17 protein-coding genes are annotated in these 19,634 nt (G+C 56.8%); 11 read left to right on the forward strand and 6 right to left on the reverse strand.

Going from position 1 to position 19,634, the window contains the following annotated elements:
• Positions 1-248 precede the first annotated feature (248 nt).
• The 6 genes from H6650_09125 to rdgB form a co-directional block, all read right to left on the reverse strand.
• On the reverse strand, positions 249-884 hold the full coding sequence (locus H6650_09125) for a YIP1 family protein (GenBank protein ID MCB8952157.1): 636 nt from the start codon (positions 882-884) through the stop codon (positions 249-251).
• 272 nt (positions 885-1,156) lie between these two features.
• Positions 1,157-4,501, reverse strand: coding sequence for an Eco57I restriction-modification methylase domain-containing protein (locus H6650_09130; GenBank protein MCB8952158.1), 3,345 nt, complete (start codon positions 4,499-4,501; stop codon positions 1,157-1,159).
• 48 nt (positions 4,502-4,549) lie between these two features.
• Entirely contained in the window at positions 4,550-4,912 is a 363-nt protein-coding gene (locus H6650_09135) for a type II toxin-antitoxin system VapC family toxin (GenBank protein MCB8952159.1), read from the reverse strand.
• Positions 4,909-5,133, reverse strand: a complete 225-nt coding sequence (locus tag H6650_09140; protein MCB8952160.1) for a DUF2281 domain-containing protein — start codon at positions 5,131-5,133, stop codon at positions 4,909-4,911. The genes H6650_09135 and H6650_09140 overlap by 4 nt, the downstream gene beginning before the upstream one ends.
• A 42-nt stretch (positions 5,134-5,175) precedes the next feature.
• Positions 5,176-8,364, reverse strand: coding sequence for a helicase (locus H6650_09145; GenBank protein ID MCB8952161.1), 3,189 nt, complete (start codon positions 8,362-8,364; stop codon positions 5,176-5,178).
• Between the two features lie 111 nt (positions 8,365-8,475).
• Complete coding sequence (rdgB, locus tag H6650_09150) at positions 8,476-9,075, reverse strand: RdgB/HAM1 family non-canonical purine NTP pyrophosphatase (protein ID MCB8952162.1); 600 nt, start codon at positions 9,073-9,075, stop codon at positions 8,476-8,478.
• 288 nt (positions 9,076-9,363) lie between these two features.
• On the opposite strand from rdgB, the gene H6650_09155 reads away from it, so the two are divergent.
• The 11 genes from H6650_09155 to H6650_09205 all read left to right on the forward strand — a co-directional run bounded on the left by H6650_09155 (position 9,364) and on the right by H6650_09205 (position 19,631).
• Complete coding sequence (locus H6650_09155; GenBank protein ID MCB8952163.1) at positions 9,364-9,891, forward strand: DUF177 domain-containing protein; 528 nt, start codon at positions 9,364-9,366, stop codon at positions 9,889-9,891.
• A 5-nt stretch (positions 9,892-9,896) separates the two neighbouring features.
• A complete protein-coding gene (gene obgE, locus H6650_09160) occupies positions 9,897-11,162 on the forward strand; it encodes a GTPase ObgE (protein ID MCB8952164.1) in 1,266 nt (421 codons plus the stop codon).
• Entirely contained in the window at positions 11,150-11,752 is a 603-nt protein-coding gene (gene nadD, locus H6650_09165; protein ID MCB8952165.1) for a nicotinate (nicotinamide) nucleotide adenylyltransferase, read from the forward strand. The genes obgE and nadD overlap by 13 nt, the downstream gene beginning before the upstream one ends.
• A gap of 6 nt (positions 11,753-11,758) precedes the next feature.
• Positions 11,759-12,142, forward strand: coding sequence for a hypothetical protein (locus H6650_09170; protein MCB8952166.1), 384 nt, complete (start codon positions 11,759-11,761; stop codon positions 12,140-12,142).
• Between the two features lie 88 nt (positions 12,143-12,230).
• Positions 12,231-13,079, forward strand: coding sequence for a hypothetical protein (locus tag H6650_09175; protein MCB8952167.1), 849 nt, complete (start codon positions 12,231-12,233; stop codon positions 13,077-13,079).
• A complete protein-coding gene (locus tag H6650_09180) occupies positions 13,054-13,350 on the forward strand; it encodes a PqqD family protein (protein MCB8952168.1) in 297 nt (98 codons plus the stop codon). The genes H6650_09175 and H6650_09180 overlap by 26 nt, the downstream gene beginning before the upstream one ends.
• The gene (locus H6650_09185) at positions 13,347-14,432 is read left to right on the forward strand and encodes a radical SAM protein (protein MCB8952169.1); all 1,086 of its coding nucleotides are present in this window, start codon (positions 13,347-13,349) and stop codon (positions 14,430-14,432) included. Before H6650_09180 ends, H6650_09185 begins: the two co-directional genes overlap by 4 nt.
• A 1-nt stretch (position 14,433) precedes the next feature.
• Positions 14,434-14,592: a hypothetical protein gene (locus H6650_09190; protein MCB8952170.1), complete on the forward strand. Its 159-nt coding sequence runs from the start codon at positions 14,434-14,436 to the stop codon at positions 14,590-14,592.
• Positions 14,593-14,978: 386 nt separating this feature from the next.
• Complete coding sequence (locus H6650_09195) at positions 14,979-18,074, forward strand: hypothetical protein (protein ID MCB8952171.1); 3,096 nt, start codon at positions 14,979-14,981, stop codon at positions 18,072-18,074.
• Positions 18,071-18,682, forward strand: coding sequence for a hypothetical protein (locus H6650_09200; protein ID MCB8952172.1), 612 nt, complete (start codon positions 18,071-18,073; stop codon positions 18,680-18,682). Before H6650_09195 ends, H6650_09200 begins: the two co-directional genes overlap by 4 nt.
• Positions 18,672-19,631 carry a hypothetical protein gene (locus H6650_09205; GenBank protein MCB8952173.1) on the forward strand — a complete coding sequence of 320 codons (960 nt, stop codon included), beginning with the start codon at positions 18,672-18,674 and terminating at the stop codon, positions 19,629-19,631. The genes H6650_09200 and H6650_09205 overlap by 11 nt, the downstream gene beginning before the upstream one ends.
• Positions 19,632-19,634: the final 3 nt, after the last annotated feature.

Consider the following 19,634-nt stretch of genomic DNA (forward strand, 5'->3'; position numbering starts at 1 on the left):
AAAAACCGGGTTTTTACACATGAACCACTCTGGTAATTCGGCCGGACACTCGAAAAACCCGGTTTTTTCAGTGAAGTTATTTGACTCTACCGAAAAAGGTCAAGCGGCCCAAACAGTGCGCAACTCAACATAACATGACAAAATGTGTGTTTACATGACGCGCTTTCGCAGAAACCTGCCAGGTCCGGGTTAGCCGTCACGTCATTTCGAGAAATACCTATCAATTGATGGTGACTATCGCTTGCCTCTTAACTGAAAAGCGATAGACCAAAAGCACAAGCAAAAACGACGCCTCCTACAAGCAGAGCGAGAATTAGGGTTGCCCCTGATGCTTTCCATGCGGAAAAACCATGAACTTCACCGACACACTGCATAAGCACAACCAATGCCCAAATAGCAATGATCGTTTCTATGAGGGCAAAACCGAGGAGAAGGAGTGCGAGCAACGGGTTTGCATCAATTCGAGGTGTTGCCGATGTGAATAACTCTTTCCTAAAAAGGGCATATTCTGGTATCCACAGCAGAAGCGCCCAAATAATCGGCACGGATGACCAGGCTATCGCGGCCCTAACTTCCTCTGATGTAGCCTGCCCTCCCAACAGACTGCCGCTCCAGCGGAGGAGGGCGCCCATAATGTGGATAGAAATGACGCCACCAATCGGCCCGATGAAAACGGCAATACCAAGGAGCGCCAGCACCGTTAAGGAATCTCCCATATTCCTATTTGCGGCCCTGTTCAGGGATTGAGCAATACCGGTCAGTGCGGCAAGCAAGATAACGTGTCTCGTTGGATCGGTATCGACAATCCATCGAATGGTCTCACGAGGCTTTGTCCAGATGCTCACCCAGGGATTTAATGATTTAACCGCGGTTTCCATATCCATATTTTGTCTCCTCTGTAAATGATCTTCCCGGAAGCAAGGTCACGGATGATGGTCCTGGGTAACAGCTTCCGGGAAGATGTTCTCATTTATGACCATCATAAACTTGTCATAAAATACTTATCCGACCACCATCGCGTTCGCTTTGCCTGGTCTCGATAAAGGGAGTGCCGGCATTTCCCCCAGTACCCCCCGCCCCACACGAAAACGTAAGACACCCAATTGCGCCAAACTCGATGGCGTTGGCGGCTGATGCCACAAAACCGGCAACTGCATCAATGGCCCCGCCTTTCGACAATGGCGATTTCCGCTTCCGTGAGGCCGTAAAGGGCGTAGACGAGGCGGTCAATCTCCGCTTCCCACGCGCTCACGTCCGCCTGTGGGTTGGCCTGTCTGGCGGACAGGATTTGCCTGACGAGGGTCTCAACAGGACATTTGTCGTTTGTTTCTGCAATAGGGATTGCAGTCACATACATCGGCTTGAACTCATAAAAACCACCCTGCCGCGAAGCGGCTACTTGCTGAATGTACCACCAGAGTAGTTTTGAATTGAGAAGGCCGCTCAAATAGTGAACATCGTCAGAAACACAAATGGATGTCTTGTCATTGCCATAAAAACTCCTCATATCAAGTGCGTATTCGGCGTTTTGGGTGATGGCAGGAATGATGATCTTCGGTTGTTCAAACTCTTGCCAGTAGGCGATGTTGTCCTGAATCTCAAACCATTCGTAGCTACCGACTTTACGCCCTGGCCATGGACCTCGCCAATTTTTGGGTTTGGGCATCAGTTGTTCTTTGTATTGCAGCAGGTGTTTTTTAATACTTGGATATTCATCAATTTTGATTCCACGACGGGTGAAAATAAGCCACAAATCTTGGGAAAACACCTGCCACCGCTTAACGTCCCGGCCGCGCAGGAATGGTTTCAAAATTTCCACCGAGGAGGGATGTGCGGCAATCAGCCGGTCGCGGGTGGCACGGTCTACCACGAACGCTTCATTCAGCCCGGTTTTAATGCCGTAGTAAAATCGTCCCCGGACGTACTCCCCCAAGGGCGTTCCCGCCCGGCGCAATTTTGCCAATAATGCCAGCACCTCTTTTTGCTCCAGCCGCCAGCCATCAGCCCCTAAATCACGTTGACGCATGGTGAAGAATCTGGTTGCCAACACTTCGTCGAATCGTTCCAGCGGTTCCCCCCTCGCCCAGGTCAACGCTTTGAAAGCGTTGTCATCGGGTTCAGCCTTTTGCGTAAGCAAGATACTGGGGTAAGCAATCGCCTCAAAAATGGGCGCGTCGCCAAAATCTATAATTTGGCGCACTCTGGTCTGACTCCCTAAAAATCGGCGCAATTTCTGGCCATAGCCGGAGCGAAAATATTTGTTAGAGCAAATAAAAGTTAGCAGGCCGTTGTCGCGCAGCAGGCGTACCCCTTTTTCAAAAAAGTAGACAAAGAGGTCCGCAGTGCCGGTGTAGCACGCAAACTGCTTTTGCAGCGTCGGCTTTAGCGTCTTGATCTCTTCTTGGCGCACGTAAGGCGGGTTGGCGATGACCAGATCAAAGCCCCCATTTTGCTGGAATACGTCGGCAAAGACCGTTTTGAAGTCGAAGTTCACCATATAGCCCAGGACGCGCCGGGAGTTGGCATAGCGGCTCTCAATTTTAGCGTCAATCGCCGCTTTCAGTTCATTTTTGCGCGTGACGTTCGTCTCGTTGAAATGTTGACGCATCAGATCGCTGATCTCTTGCCCAATGGCCGTCTGGTAGCTGTCCGGGAAGCCAATCAACGAATTGCCGCACACAATTTTGTAATCGAGGTTGGGCAGCGGCTTGATCCGCCGGATGTCCTCCTCCTCTACAATCAAGGAAAGCCAGAGGCGCAGTTTGGCAATCTCCACCGCGCCGGGGTCAATGTCCACCCCGTACAGGGCGTGTTCAATGCACGCTCGCTTAAAGGCGTAGGGGGACCGGTCAGATCGCAGGTCTGGGAGGTAGGTGGTCAGCGTCCCCCGCGCGCGCACAATCTCGCTCATCATGCCCACGGGAAAAGCGCCGCTGCCCACTGCCGGGTCGCAAACGGTGATGGCCGCCAGTTTCTCATCCAGCAAGGCGGCGTTTGCCCGGATGGCGGGCGGGGCGGCGAAGGGGTATGTGTCGGTCTCGCGCCCTTCTTTAATTACGCGCGCATCGTTTTCGCGCCAATCTTCACCGCGCTCAATCAAGGCGGTTATGTCCGCCTGGCTTGCCTGGCCGTCGAGGGATGTTGCCAGGTAGTGGATGAGAGAATGCCGGCACATATAATGCACAATCTCCCGCGGCGTATAATAAACCCCATACTGCTTGTTGAATTTACTCTCTTCCCCCTTCCTGCCGCTGCCCAGCACGCGCACAAATTCGGCGTAATTGTCCGGGCGAATGGCATTAAACTTTTCATACGCCTTCCCCAACAGTTCCGGGTCAATAGCGACTTCTTTTTCAAACGGCTCGTCTTCGCGCACCGTAAAGTTGTAGCGGTCGAAGATGTCCAAAATGCCGTTACCCGTGTCCCCTTCCTTCGTCTTATTCTGGTTAGAAAAGAGGTCATTGGGCAGCAAAATATCCGCGTGTACCCAATCATAATTGCCCATGGGGTCAAACAGTCCGCCGTTGAGGAAGGGAATGCGGCAGTTAAAGCGGCTGTAGTAATGATCGTCGTGACCGCGGTCAATACGCAGGGCTTCGTAAAAGAGGGGTTCGAGAATGTCGTTGAAGAAGTTAACGTAAGGGCCATGTGCGCCATTGAACAGTTCGCGCAAAAACTGCTTCGAGCCTTCGCCCCACGCCCCATCCCGTGGCACGCCAAACCACCCCTTCTTTTGCAAGTAATACAAAAAGACAATCTGCCCCAACAACTTCTTCGCCAGATTGACCGTATCCACCCCTTTGGCGGCTAAATCCGCCCGCGCTTTGGGGTTGGCCGCCACCGCCTTATCCAACTCCGCTTTGGTGCGAATAAACAGATCACGGTACTTCTCGAAAAACTCCCTGGTGACTTTTTCGATATTAAACGCCTCTTCCAACTGTGCCAGCGTCGGGTTGCGCTCCGTTTCCTGCATGATGGGCACAAACCGGGTTTGGGCCGTGTGGCTTTTTTCATTCGCCCCCACCAGAAACGACCAACGGCGAGCCGGGGTAAACTCGTCCACCGCCTTGGTGACCCCTTTTGCCGTGGCTACCAGGCGCGTTTCCAATTTGACCAGGGAAAACCGCCAGTCATCCATGTTCTCGGCGGACACAAAAGCCACCAGAGCCGCATCCTTATCCACATCGGAGCCATATTTGCCTTGCAGATACCCGGCAATGAAGCGGCGTTGGGTAGCGCGAGCGCGTTCAACAGCCGTGTCCCGCTTTAAGTAAACAACCAGCACATCGACCCGGCGGCCTTGGTCATCGGTATATTTGCCCAACCGTTCATATTTGCTCACATAATTGTGGAAAGCGTCGGGGATGAATGAGCCGGTGTAAGTGAAGGGATCAAGCTCTATCTGGTTGAGCAAACGGCCGATGAAATTAGCAAAATGGTCGCGGCGAAAGGGGGATTCAAACGTGTCACGAACGAGGTCAATGGCGTGTTGTTTGTTCATAATAGGTTTCCTGTAAGGGCATATTGCGACACGTTCCTTCCTTCCCGATTACAGGGTGTAAGGCAGGTGGATCCCTGGCTGATCAGGTGGGAAATCTCTGGTATTGCGCGTCACCAGAATGGCGTTGTTGGTACGGGCTGTCGCCCAAATAATGGCATCGGGTAAACGGATGCGTTGCGTCCGGCGAATTTGTATGGCCGCCTCAGCTACAATCAAATCCAGCGACATAACCTCGAAGTAGCTCTCTAAAAAATCACGTAAATCGGCATCATTACCTTGCGCTCCAACAAGAACTTCCATCCAGGTGATGCGGCTGATGAGAACACGTTCATATCGGCCATATTCTACATCGGCTGCTTCCACACCATTCAAGGCATCAATCACGATATTGGTGTCAAAAACAGCGATCATTCAGACCCCCATTCGGCGCGGATCTCCTGTTGATATGCCAGCGCGTCAATGTGCCGCTCTTGCCATGCGCCAAAAGCCGGATGTTTTTTTAAGGAACGTCGCTTTGACGGAGATGTCATCGCTACGCGCTGTTGCAAAAAGAGGATGAAATCCAGCACCTCTGTCTGTTTTTCCATTGGCAAACCCTGTAACTGTTTTTCAATTTGCTCAATCAGAGTCATGATTCCCTCGCAATCTACTCGTTTTTACCGATTATAAACCAACTACTCCGCCAGATACATAGATAATATGACTTCGCGCTTGCCGGCAGCGCGGGGATTCTGTTCCGCATAGTGGCTCTCGAGTAAACGTGCCGGCACAGTCGTTTGCAAGACAGCCAACACCTTTAGCGGGCTGATCGTCGCCACGCTTATCTTTTTCACCTGATTCAGGGCCGTTTTCACCGTCTGCTTGGGCAGCCCGCCTGCTTCCAACCGGGCAACCACCATCTTTGCGTACAGTTCCTGCTCATCAGTTAGTTGCTCCGTTTGCCTAAAAACCGTCTTCAAAATACGGAGAAGTTGCCGTGTACTGTCCTGCCTCCGTCGCGTAGCCGGTTCGACCATCTCTTCGGTGGTGGCATAAACAAACGCCTCTTTGTTCCTGTCTAGCAAGTCAAAATAGGTTTGGGGAAGTCTCTTTCGCTTGTCCGTGACCATGCATGCCAACAAGCCGGCCGCCGTCACGAAATCCAGTTCCACACTTTCCAACTCGCCGGTCGCCATAAAGAACTTTTGCACCTTGCCACGACGGAAATACGTTACCAGCGAATGCGGGTAATGGTCGCTCTGTTTACCAGAACGGGCCTTTTTCGGCAGTCGTTTAATTTTGGCAAACGTGTCTGGATCATTATCCCGAATCTCCTTAATCAGTGTCAGGTATTTTAGCTCCGACACCTCTTCCTCATCCTCGCCCGTCACCGTCTCTTTCGAGACCAATCGGTTGAACAACTCGTGCGAGCCAACCGGCTCTCCCTCCGTGAGCAAGGCCGCATCCCCGCCCAATAAAGTCAGAAAAGCGTTAATCTTGGCTTCGGCTGCCTCTTTGAGTTTGATTTCATCGTTAGCCTGGCGCGTGGGAAAAAAGTTAAAGGTATAAATGGCATCAAACGGCGTATCGACACGGTTAATGCGCCCCACGCGTTGCATCAGGCGGGTGGGGTTCCAGGGAATGTCGTAATTGATGACCACATTGGCGCGATGCAGATTCACCCCTTCCGAGAGAACCTCAGTGGTGATGAGGATGCGGTAATCATCCTTAGGATGGCGGGCTTTGGCATCGAAATTTTCGATCACAATCCGCTGCGTCGCTTCGCCGGAGCCGCCAGTAAAGCAGAGCGCCTGGTTGGAATTAGCTTGGTTGACGTATTCAGTGAGATATTCAGCCGTTTCCTTCGATTCCGTAAAAAGGATCAGCTTGTTTTCGCGCAGTAGTTGATTCCGCTTCAGTTTCTCCAGTAAAGCCACCAACTTGGGATCGCGCCTAACCTGTCGCCATAACGCCTGAACTTCCTGCAAAATGGCTAAATCATGGCGTAAATCTGACAAGAAATGGTCCCGAAAATCCTCGCTGTTCAACCGTTCCGCCTTGCCTTCATCTAACAATTGTTGTACGGCTTCATCATCATCCTGTTCCAGCAATTCGAAAATTTTCTGGGTATGTTTTTTGCTCAGATAAACGTGTCCCTTTTCAAACCCGGCAATAAACAGCTCGTAGGAACGAATAAACCGGTCAACCGATTTACGAAAAGCAAAAAAGCTACTTTCCAATCGTTTGACCAGCAAAATTTTCATAAACCGCCCCATATTCCGCTGCGACTGCGCTTCCAATTGATCGACCTTGCCCTTGTAATACAACAAAGGGGTATAGCGGGCATAGGTAAACTGCTGCGAGATCAGGGCAATGGTGCGGTTAAAAATGGCGTCTTCTTGCTCGTCTAGTTCATAAAAAAGAGGCTCCGGGTTATTCACTTCCGGGAATTTGAGATTCTGCGTGGCCAGGTCCTTACCAAAATAACGCACGATTTCGGCTCTCGTGCGCCGTACCATGAGATACTTCAACACCTTTTCCCGTATCTCACGGGCATTTTCGCGCACCACCCGCAGGTACTCGGTGTTGTCTCTTTGCCGATCTAGCCCATCTAGCTTTCTTTGCAGCTTGCCAAAGAAGGATTCCAGATCGGGCAAATTGGGGATACTGCTTTTTCGCGCGTTCTGGAATAGTTTAATCTGGCTCAGAATGTCTTTAGGTGAATTGTTATAGGGGGTCGCCGTAACCAGAATGACCCGTTTACCGCGGCAGATTTCCGCCAGTTTCTCATAAGTCACATTGGTTTCCGTGCGAAAGCGATGGGCTTCATCAATGATGATATTGGTATATCTTTGTGTACCATTCGCCAGAATATCGTCCAGTTTGCCCACCGATTGATAATCGGCCGGTATTTTGAAATCGGAGAAAGCGTTGGGCCAGGAGCCGGGATTGTCTCGATCTAGCAAAGCAGGCGGCGCAATGATCAGCGTTCGCCCGTCCAATTGCCCGGCCAACAAGGTCGCAATATACGTTTTGCCCAGGCCCACCACATCAGAAACAAACACGCCGCCATACTCTTCCAAAATCTTCCTGGCGTTCAGGACGGCCTGTTCCTGATATTCCAGTTTCATAAACTTGTCCGGCAGGTAGTTCGTAAACAGTTCATCAGAACGACTCAATTCCCCTTTGAAATACTCATACAAGAACTTCAAAAAGAGTTGATAGGGTGTAATGTCCTGATTGAGCCAGGTTCTGGTTTGGATAGTTTCGATGTATTTTTCGCTGATGTCTACGGCGTCGGCCCAAAGTTCCTCAAATTTCTGTCTGGCAAAGTAGTAATCGGCGCTGTTCTTCAATTCAACGTTAAATTCCAGATTCTCCACTAACCCGGACTGGGTGAGATTGCTGGAGCCGGTAATGACCCGACCAACATCCCGACCTCCTTCAGGAAAAGTGACGATATATAATTTGGCGTGGATTTTCCGCGAAGGATAAACCTTGATTTCCAGCTTACCACTTCTGATCCAGGCGATAAAACGGGCCACACCATCTTCCGTGTCAGCGTTGTCGGGCGATTCCTCCAACTCTTTTTCCACTAATTCGGCGTATGCTTGTTTGGCCTCAGCCGGAGGGAGATGGAATTCTAGCTGCTGCTCCCGTTGGGCATTGGTGATCAGGTCATATGTGCGCTGATCGGTACTAATACCAATAAGGATTCTAATCTTCTCGGTTGCGGCTAACGCATGATGGATAGCATAAAAACCGCTGGTGTAAAAGTACCCAACCAGGCAATCAAAGAAGCGCGCATCTTTGATCAGAACGTTAAATCTATCTCTTAGAGTCCGACTATTTTCGTTGGTGATAAACGTAAGGTCTGTGGTCATGGCCAGATTTTACCCGCAAATCTGAAGTTCGGGGAAAATGGGATGGTCTCAAACGTAACGACTCTGGCGCGGCGCATGGTGGCGGTACGGAAAAATGGTTGCGGTGGGTGGTCATGGCAGGGTGCCGCGCAGGAGGGGGATGAGGGCGTGGATGGCTTTGCCGCGGTGGCTGATCTGGTGTTTTTGTGCCGGCATCATCTCCGCCAACGTCCGCCCCAAAGCAGAAACATAAAACACCGGGTCATAGCCGAACCCGTGCGTGCCCGCCGGGGTCGTGGCAATAAACCCCTCGCAGACGCCCTCAACCGTGCCGACTACGCCTGTAGGACGCGCGAGGGCAATCACGCAGCGGAAACGGGCCGTGCGCGCCTCCCAGGGCACGTCCGCCAGCGCGCGCAGCAACCGCTCATACCGCTGCCTCGGCGTCAGATCAGGTCCGCCATAACGCGCAGGATAGATACCCGGCTCCCCATCGAGCGCATCCACAAACAGCCCCGTATCGTCCGCCAGCGTGAGCAGCCCACTGGCACGGGCGTAGGCCGCCGCCTTGAGGATGGCATTTTCCGCCAGCGTCGTTCCCGACTCCTCCACGGAAAATGAGACGCCCACGTCCGCCAGCCCCAACCACGCCACGTCCAGTTCTCCCAACATATCGGCAAACTCAGCTACTTTTCCTTGATTATGGGATGCCACCAATAACTGCTGCTTCATGCGTTTTCCTTGTTTGCGTGCCGGCATTTACCCGCCGCACCTGAGACAATCCTGAACATCATGCCGCTGACCGTCCATCGCAGGTCATCCGCGTTGGCGCTGCCAGGGGCGTATGTTATACTCCATTTCAGCCGGGCCACCTACCAATGCCTGGCGTTTTTGTATTATGGAGGAGTTCCCCATGCGCGGGGCACACCACGAAGGATGAAAACAATCACAGATTGCGCAGATGACACAGATTCGCGTATTTCCGTGTTCATCCGCGTCCTTTTTTCGGAGGAGACAGCTATGGGCGCAAAAAAACTCTCTCCCTTGCGGTTCAATTTCGGGTTCTTGCTGGAAGCCGACCTGGGGACCAGCCGCGAGATCGAACTAGACTATCCCGTTATCCGCATCGCCGCGGACGTGACCCTCAGCCCGTTGCAGGGGGTGTTTCAAGCCACGCGCACGTCAAGGGGCATCTACATTCAGGGCAATCTGCACAGCCATATTGCCGTGGAGTGCGCGCGCTGCCTGACGGAGACGATGTTGCCGATCACCATTCACCTGGATGATCTGTACTACTCCCAGGGTCCCGTGCCCACGGGCGAGTATCGCATCGGGGAGAACGGGATTTTGGACCTGGCCCCCCTGGTGCGGGAAGTGAGCCTGCTGGAAGTGCCCATGCAGCCCATCTGCCGCCCCGATTGTCGCGGTCTGTGCGTCACCTGTGGCCAAAATTTGAATGAGGGGACGTGCAACTGCGAGACGGACGACATCGATCCCCGGTTGGCGGCGCTGCGCGCGTTGTTGCCCGGCGCCACGGATGAGAATTAACGCTTATGTTTTACGATCAGGCAAAAATATACGTGTGCAGCGGCAATGGCGGCGACGGGATGATCAGCTTCCGCCGCGAGAAGTTTGTGCCCCTGGGCGGCCCCAGCGGTGGGGATGGCGGCAAGGGGGGTGATATTGTGTTCGTGGTGAACGAGAAGCTGACGACGTTGGTGCGGTTTCATCGCCAGGTGCATTTTAAGGCGGGGCACGGCAGACACGGGGGAACAAGCAACAAAAGTGGGGCCGGTGGGGAGACGCTGCGGCTGGAAGTGCCGGCAGGAACCGTGATCCGCGACACCAACAATACTCTCCTGGCCGACCTCACCGAAGCAGGACAGGAAGCCGTGATCCTGGCGGGGGGCAAGGGCGGACGCGGCAACGCCCGTTTTGCCTCCAGCACAAACCAGGCGCCACGCATCGCCGAACGCGGGGAGCCGGGTCAGGAGATGTGGCTGACGCTGGAGTTGAAGTTGATTGCGGATGTGGGGATTTTGGGCGTGCCCAATGCCGGCAAATCCACCCTCCTCGCCGCCATTTCCGCTGCCCGCCCCAAAATCGCCAGCTACCCCTTCACCACCCTCGAACCCAACCTGGGCGTGGCCCAGCTCGACGACTTCGACACCATGGTCCTGGCGGACATCCCCGGCCTCATCGAAGGCGCATCGCACGGCGTGGGACTGGGGCACGACTTCTTGCGCCACATTGAGCGCACGCGCGTTCTGATCCACCTGCTGGACGGCGCGGGCGTCAATCCGGTGGAAGATTGGGCCATGATCAACCAGGAACTGGCCCTATACGATGCCGATCTGGACAGAAAGCCACAGTTGGTGGTGCTGAACAAGATGGACTTGCCCGACGCCGTGGCCTGGGAGCCGCTGGTGGCGGAGCATATCGAAGCCGCCGGCTTCCCGTTCATGTCTATCTCCGCCGTCACGGGGCAAAATGTGCGCGAGATGTTGTATCGCGTGCGCCATATGCTGGATGCCGTGCCGGCATTCCGACCACCCCGCGCCGACGAAGAAATGGTCATCATTCGCCCGCGCCAGGACGAGGAAGCGTTCACCATTTCCCGCGAGGCAGAGGGGTGGCGCGTGCGCGGGGCGCGCATTGAGCGCGTGGCGGCAATGACGTATTGGGAGTTTGACGCCACGGTGCTGCGTTTCCAGCGCATTCTGGAGAGTATGGGGATTACGGAGGCGTTGGAGGATGCCGGCATTCAATCCGGCGATATGGTCTTCATCGGGGACGAGGCGCTGGAATGGAGCGAATAGGCATCTTTGGCGGCACATTCGACCCGCCGCACCTGGGGCATCTGGTGCTGGCGGAAAGTGCGCGGGAGAGTTTGCGGCTGGATCAGGTGTTGTTTATGCCGGCAGGACACCCCCCCCACAAACAAGATCGCACCATCTCCCCCATTTCCCACCGGCTGGCCATGGTGCGCCTGGCCATCGCCGACAACGCCAACTTCTGCCTCGACGACACCGACATCACCCGCCCCACACCCCACCGCACCGCCACCTTGCTGCCGCTGCTGGCGCAAGCCATGCCCGCCGCCCGTTTCTGGCTGCTCATCGGCGGCGACTCACTGCGCGACCTGCCCACCTGGGAAGACCCACACCTGTTGCCGCGCTACTGCCGCCTGGGCGTGCTGCCGCGTCCGGGGGCGACGTTCGACCTGGATAACCTGGAGCAGGTGATTCCGGGCGTCGCGGCGGCGGTTGATATGATTGACGGGCCGGCCATCCCTCTTTCCGGCACGCAGATTCGGGCGTGGGTGGGAATGGGGCGTTCGTTGCGATATTTAATGCCGGCATCCGTGCGCCACTACATCCACGACCACCACCTCTACACCACCGCCTGATCCCCCGTGTCCCGCAAACGCTCATCCATCATCACCATCCTGCTGCTCTACATCTGGATAGCCGCCCTCCTCCTCATAGCCGCCCTCCTCCTCTGGTCCGCCACCCACCCCACCATCCCCATCCACTGGACCACCGAAAGCGAACTCGACGTGACCGGCTACAACCTTTACCGCGCCGATGATCCCAATGGACACTTCCACAAAATCAACACAGACCTGCTGCCCCCCGCCGCCGACCCCTTCCTCGCCGGCGACCACAACTTCGTCGATACCGGCGTCCGCTGGGGACAAACCTATTACTACCAACTGGAAACCATCCGGCGCGATGGCGGCACCAGCCGCGGCGACATCATCAGCCTGAAAGCCGTTTTCCGGCTTTTGACGCCATAAAATGAGTATGATACCATCACTAACTTCTTTGTAGGGCGCGTTTGCAACGCGCCTGCATCCGCACAATTGACTGGCCGGAGGAATCCGCTTGGCCCTGACAACCCCCGTACGCGCAAAAATCATCCTCAACATCGCCGACTTTGTGGTGGCCCTGGAAACGATCGACGAGACAGTGGCCGACCGCATCCATGAGCGATACCGGCAATTCTTGGGAACCGACGAGACACCCCATTTCACCATCGCCATTCAAGCCACCCCCGACGTGCTCTTCCTGCCCATCGAACCGGGCAACTGGGTGATCGAATCCGACTTCGACAACAACCGGATCACGTATCGCTCCTATCGGGAGCAAGGTGAGGTGGATGTGCGTTCGCGGATGGGCCAACTAGAAATTGCGCCCACGGCGGATATTGAAAACTTCCTGCGCGTGGTCTACGCCTGGCTTTGCGTGCAAAATGGGGCGCTGCTGCTACACGCGGGTGGCTTGCTGCGGCACGCCAACGGGCTTGGCTACGTCTTTTTCGGTCCCAGCGGTGCCGGCAAAACGACCACCACCGGCCTCTCGCGCCACCTGGGCACCATTCTCAGCGACGACCTGGTCATCATTCGCTGCCACGACGACCACTGCACCTTGCACGGCGTCCCCTTTCGCGGCGAAATGGACGACGCCCCCCGCGCCAACCAGTTTGCACCGCTGAAGAGCATTTACCGTCTGCGCCAGGACAAAAAGCACTTCGCGGCTCCGTTGCCGCACGCCGTCGCCGTGGCCGAACTGGCCGCCGCCGCACCTTTTGTCGTCGGCAACCCACACCTGAACGATCACCTCCTGCGCGTCTGTGACCGCGTGGCCCGCCTCGCGCCCGTGCGCGAGCTTCACTTCAGCAAAGACACTGGATTTTGGAAGGCAATCGATGAATATGATGCAGTTGCACCCTAAACCTCACCCGCAAACTGCCGGCAGAGTCATAGAGGGCGAAGCAGTCCTGATCCTGGCGGACAGCAGCGAAATCAAAGTCCTCAACGACGTCGGGTCGCGCATTTTTGAACTGGCCGACGGCAGCCGCTCCGTGGCCGCCATCTGCCAGATGATCGCCCAGGAGTACGACGTCACCCTGGAGGTCGCCCGCGCCGACGTAGCCGATTTTCTGCGGGAGCTGGTGGATGTTCACGTTATGGTTTTCGCGGAAGCGCAAGACGAGGCGAAATGACCGAGCAATACCGCGACGCGGACGGCCAGATCAACCTCTATCAGAATATCGTCAACAAGACGCAGCGGCAGCACCGCCTGCTGTCCGTGCAGTGGGAGATCACTTACCGCTGCAACGAACGGTGCACCCATTGCTACCTGGATGTGCTACCGCCGGGGGCGCAAATGCCCGGCGAAGTCAGCACGGAAGAGGCCAGGCGCATCATTGACGATCTGGCCGGGTTGGGCGCGCTGACGATCACGTTCTCCGGTGGCGAGGTTTTCTTGCGGCGGGATATTTTTGAGATTTCCCACTATGCGCGTCAGAAGGGTTTTGCCATCCGCTATTTTACAAATGGCATCTTGATCAAACCCGGCGTTGCTGATAGGATTGCAGCGGTAAAACCCGTGGTGGTGGAGATGAGTGTTTATGGCAGCAATGCCGGCACGCATGATTCCATCACCCAGGTCCCCGGCTCTTTCGACCTGACCATGCGCGCGATCAGGCTGCTTCTCGAACGAGGCGTGCGCTGCCTGATAAAAACGCCCATCATGAAGGAAAATATCGGCCAGGTTGTGGAATTGCAGCAGCTTGCGGCCGACCTGGGCATCGGTTTTCAGTACGATTTGACGATTATTCCAAAGCACACCGGCGATGTTTCCCCATTGCGGCATCGGCCCACCGATGACCAGTTGCTGGGTTTCCTGCGCGAACGGGTCACGCCGGAAACGTGGAATCTGTACCCCCAGAACGACTCGTTCCGCTTCTGTGGGATTGGGATGAACAGCCTGAATATCAGCCCGACCGGCGATATTCAAACATGCCTGGGCGCTCGCGTAACTGCCGGCAATCTACGCGAAGCCCCCATCGCCCAAATCTGGAAAGAATCGCCTGTCTGGGAAGAAACCAGCAGCCTCACTCTGCAAAACCTGCCTGTTTGCTCAACATGCGAGCTGCGCCAGTTCTGCGTCCGCTGTCACGGCACAGCCGCCTTTGAAGATGGCGATATGCTCGGATGTTCATCTGTCGCTTACCGCGAGGCACGTTTGCGTCGCCAAGCGTACCAAGAAAACCGTCGTCTCATGGATAAAGGAGTTAATTAGGATGCTTAACAACGACAAAGTGGAACAGAAAAAAGCCTACGAGAAACCGTCCGTCATCCACAGCCAGGTATTGGAAAGCGTCGCCGGGGCCTGCCCACCAGGTGAACCCACCAACGGGAAAACCGGTACGGAGCAGACCTGCCAGCAAATTGCCAGCTAACGACTTAATCGGGCGACTTCACATAACCGAGACCAATCCAACTGCCTGATACGGTACGGTCAGGCGGGGCTTTATTGTTTCTGGATGTACCCCGCGTACCCAGGGCGGCAGCCTGAAGCTGCCGCCGTCCTGGTGATTGTCTGGCGACGCAGCCGGTACGCTGAATAAAGGGTAACGACCTGTCCGGCGGCCTTCATCCTCGCAGGCTTGTCGTTACACCACCCAGGCGTAGCGCAACCAACGTTTGTCCGCGGACAAACGCAATGAGACAACCGAAGATACTCTACAGGAGGGTATCTACCCTGACCACCACGCAAGGGCTAGATAAGCGTTTATCTGGCCCTTGTTGCTGTCTGGGCTGCCTGATTTGAGGAACCATACACCCTATGGATGACGTGAAGAGTAACCTGAATCGGCCCTCCACCGCCGGCCATCGTCTCCCCCTTTTGGCCGCGCTCGTCCTCGCCCTCCTTATCGCCGCGTCCTTGCCCTCCTTTGCTCAATCTTCATCGGTTAGGCCAACCAGCGCCGCATCACCGCCACGCTGCCGGACGAGGGCGTCAACTCCTCTCCGCCGACGACAACGGCGTGACCATTCACATCCGCGTCCCTCCCTTGCGGCGCGCCCCTCTCCTGAGGATGATGGCTATCAGCAGCTTAGCATCGCCGGGTACGCCAACCTGGAAATGGCGGGCTATCCATCATTACCGCAACGGAACGTCTTCATCGCCCTCCCACCCGGCGCGGAGCCACGCCTGACGCTGCGGCAAAGCAGCCAATACACCGTCGCCGATGTGCTTGTCCTCCCCGCCGCGCACAGCCAGCTTTTAACCTACGACTACGGCGATCCACATGCCGTCCCCACCTTCGCCCGCGCCCGCACGCCGGACCAGGCGGTGTACGCAACGGACACGCTCTTTCCCGCGGCGCCGGTGAGCCTGGGGCAGGAAACATGGCTGCGGCAGCAGCGGGTGGTGGTGCTGCAAGTCCGCCCCGTGCAGGCCAACGCCGCCCGTCGCTCGCTGGTGGTGCACACGGAAATGGACGTGCGCATCGACTTCGAATTCCCCCGCGGACGCGCGCCGCGACAGTTGGCGCGTCCGGAAAGTCCCGCCTTCGAGCGCGTGCTGCGGGATACGGTGTTGAATTATGACCAGGGGCGCGATTGGCGGCAGACGCAGCCGCTGATGACGGCTGCGCAGACGGCTGCGCAAACGGCGGCGTCTCCCTGCCTGGGCAGCAATGCGTTTCGCATCGGGGTGCAGGAGACGGGGATTTATGGGTTGAGTCAGGTGGCATTGCAGAATGCCGGCATTCCCCCCACTCTCTCCGCCGCCAGTTTACGCATGTGCCACCGCGACCAGGAAATCCCCATCAAAGTCCTGGATGCCAACGCCAACCAGCAATTTGACAGCGGTGACACCATTCTCTTTTATGGTGTGGCCTTGCGCACCCAGGAAACGGACACCAACATTTACTGGCTGACCTATGGGGGTGAGGATGGGCTGCGGATTGCCGAAAATGCCGGCAATCCCAACGGCGCCACCCGGCCCGTCAGCTACGATTCCCGCACCCACTTTGAGGAAGACCACAGCTACTACAGCCGCATCCCCACCGAAGACCTCAACGACCACTGGTACTGGGGCGCACCCCTGAACTCCGCCGGCGTAGACACCCTCACCATCGACTTCTCCCTCGACAACCTCTCCACCATCGAACACACCGTCCCCATCACCGTCGAAGTCTGGGGCTGGATTCAAGACGAAAACCACAGCTACCGCGTCCATCTGAACGGCTACCCCGTAGGCACAACCACCACCTTTTATGGCTCAGGCGTGGAAAACGTCAGCAGCACCTTCACCGCCAGCACCGACCCCGGCGTCCTCATCAACGGGACCAACACACTCACCATTGAAGCCGTCCTCAACGGCAACGGCACCAACCACTCCCTCCTCGTCAACTGGGCGGAAATCATGGTGCAGCGCAAATTCGTGGCCGTCAACGACCGCCTCCGCTTCGGCTATCAGCAAGCGGGCACATGGGAATTCAAAACCAGCGGCTTCAGCGCGCCCCCCCTCATCCTCAACGTCACCGATCCGAACCAGCCCGTGGAAATCACCACCACAGACGGCGGACCGGGCAATGTCATCTTCGGGCAAACCCTCAGCGGTCCGGCGCAATACGCCCTCAGCGCCCCCGCCGGCTACCTCACGCCCGCGAGCATCGTCAAAGATACTCCGTCCAACTTGCGCGGAACCGGGCAACAGGCGGACTACATCATCATCACCGACCCGCTGCTGAACAGCGCCCTCGCCCCCCTGGTCAGCCTGCGCCAGCAGGAATTCACCGTCAAAAAAGTGATCGTACAGGATATTTTCGACGAATTCAGCTACGGCATCTTTGACCCCCGCGCCATTCATGATTTCCTGGAATACACGGCCACGTCCTGGCAATCCCCCGCGCCCACCTACGTCCTCCTCGCGGGCGACGCGACCTATGATTACCGCAACCTGTTGGGGCTACAATCCGATGGCGAAGCCTATGTGCCTGCCTATCTGCGTTCTGGCATCGACAGTGACCTGGGTGAAGCCGCCGCCGATAATCAGTACGTGGATTTCAACGGGGATGGCCTGGAGGATATGTTCCTGGGGCGACTGCCGGCACGCAACGCCGGCGAAATGACCATCATGGTCAACAAAATCATCGCCTACGAAAGCGCCCCATCCGATCCCACGTGGCAAAGCGCCCACCTGTTCCTCAGCGATAACGGCTTTCTTCCCCCCGTGGCAAACCCCACCGACCCGTGCGAGCAGGACGCCGCGGGAGATTTCTTCGCCCATGTGGAGAATTTCGTGCAGGCGTATCTGCCCAACAGCCAGACGCTCCACCGCGTTTATTACGCCCCGCCCGACTGCTACCCGCGCGCGGAGTATCCCGTCTACGCTTCCTACTTCGCCACCAGCGCCGAACAGGCCACGCTCCGCTTTTTGCCCTTGTACAATCAAGGCAGCGAATTTGTCAGCTACGTCGGTCACAGTTCCATCCTGGAATGGGGTAAGGAAAAGTACTTGACCACGGACATGATGCCGCAGTTGCAAAACGGCGGCCGCACGCCCATCATGCTGCCGATGACGTGCCTGGTCGGCTTCTACCAACAGCCGCAAGGAGACAGCCTCGCCGAGGCGATTCTGAAGAACAGCCAGGGGGGGTCCATCGCCAGCTACGCGCCCACCGGTTTGCAGGTGCAGCATGGACACGATTACTTGTTGCAGGGTTTTTACACGGCGGTCTTCGCGAATCATGCGGAACGATTGGGCGAGGCGGTCTATGGGGCGAAGCAGCATTTGTTCGCCAATGATTCGTTTGCGCAGTTCGAGGATTTGCAGGACACGTACATGCTGTTGGGTGATCCGGCGCTGCGGTTGAATAGCTGCCGGCATTGTACACGCACCTTCCTTCCCCTCTCTCTTTCGCAACCATGACGCCCCTGGACACGCCCGCCATTGCCAACCTCCTGCGCCAGACGCTGGCGGAAGGGCAAGAACCTTTCGTCATCATCACCAGCGACAGCATGGCCCCCCTCTTCCGCCCCGGCGACCAGGCGCGGATCGAAGCGATCCCCTGGCAGTCGCTCCATCCGGGCGACATCCTACTGGTGGAAGCCGCCACCGATCTGCTCACGCATCGCTTGCGCGAAATTGTGACGCGGCAAGGTGTGACGTATCTGCGTTTGCGTGGTGATCGCCCGCTGGACTTCGATGCGCCCATCCCGGCGGAAAAGCTGATCGGTCGCGCCACCGCCCGCCGCCGCGAGGGTCGCCTGCTCCCGCTACGGCAGGGTATGGGGCGCTGGTTGAATGTGCATCTTGCCGGCATCAACGGCTGCGAATCCCGCCTCTTTGCCCACGCCACAAGCCCACTTCCCCGGAGTAGCCGCCTCATTCGGCGCGCTTTCTACATCTGGGCTAAAATAATCGTCGCAGTCGTCGCCGTTTTCGGCAGTAAGAAAATCGTAAAGAACAATCAACGAACAACGGAAAGCAGACAACCTTCAACCGGCAACACCCTTGATCCCCACGATGTTTCGTAGATGTCCCTCCGTCCTATTCCTCGCTTTGAGCCTGGCAGTGGCGCTGCTGTCGCGGACCACAACCGCGCGCGCCAGCGTCACTCTGAGCGACTTCTACGTGCAGAGCGGCTCCAGCCACGTCACCATCTACTGGGAAACGGCCACCGAACTGGACAACTTCGGCTTTCACATCTGGCGCGGCACGACGAACAGCCTGGACAACGCCACGCGCATCACGCCCTACCTCATTCCCAGCCAGGTCGGCGGCCAACCCATTGGCGCGGAATATGAATACGAAGACGAAAACGTGCAACAGGGCAACACCTACTTCTACTGGCTGGAAGCGATAGACGTGAATGCGCATTCCGATTACTACGGCCCGGCGCAAGGTATGTTGGGCGGCGGCAATCCGTTGGCAACGGCCACGAGCGGCAGCGACAATGCAACGCCGATTCCCACCAGCACGAATGCGCCCACGCCGCCGCCGCCGCCACAAAACACGGTGGTTCCTTCGCCCACGTCGCGCCCACCGGCGACGATGACGCCGCCGCCGCCCACGCCAACGCGCCCACCGGCAGTCACGCCGCTGCCAACGACCAATCTGACCCGACTGGATACGACGGAAATGCCGGCATCTCCCACACCTCCCCCCACGCCCCCTCCGCAACCCACCAACACGCTTCGCCCCGCCACGCCCACATTCACCCCGCACCCCACATCCGTGCCCTCCCCCGGCGCGACGGTGGACACGGCCACCCCCACGAACGACAGCCAGGTTCACGTCGTGGGATCTGGCGCATCGCCCCCCACCCCCACGCTGGCCGCGCTCACCGGCCCCCCGCCCATCCCTGGTCGTTTTTCGTTCGCGGTGTGGGGAGGGTTGATTGCCGGCATCCTCCTCACCATCGGCGGCATCAGCGGCATCATCACCCTCATCACCCTCATCAAACGTCATCAAACCCGCGAGTAACTC

Source organism: Ardenticatenales bacterium, from assembly GCA_020634515.1.
Taxonomy (GTDB): domain Bacteria; phylum Chloroflexota; class Anaerolineae; order Promineifilales; family Promineifilaceae; genus JAGVTM01.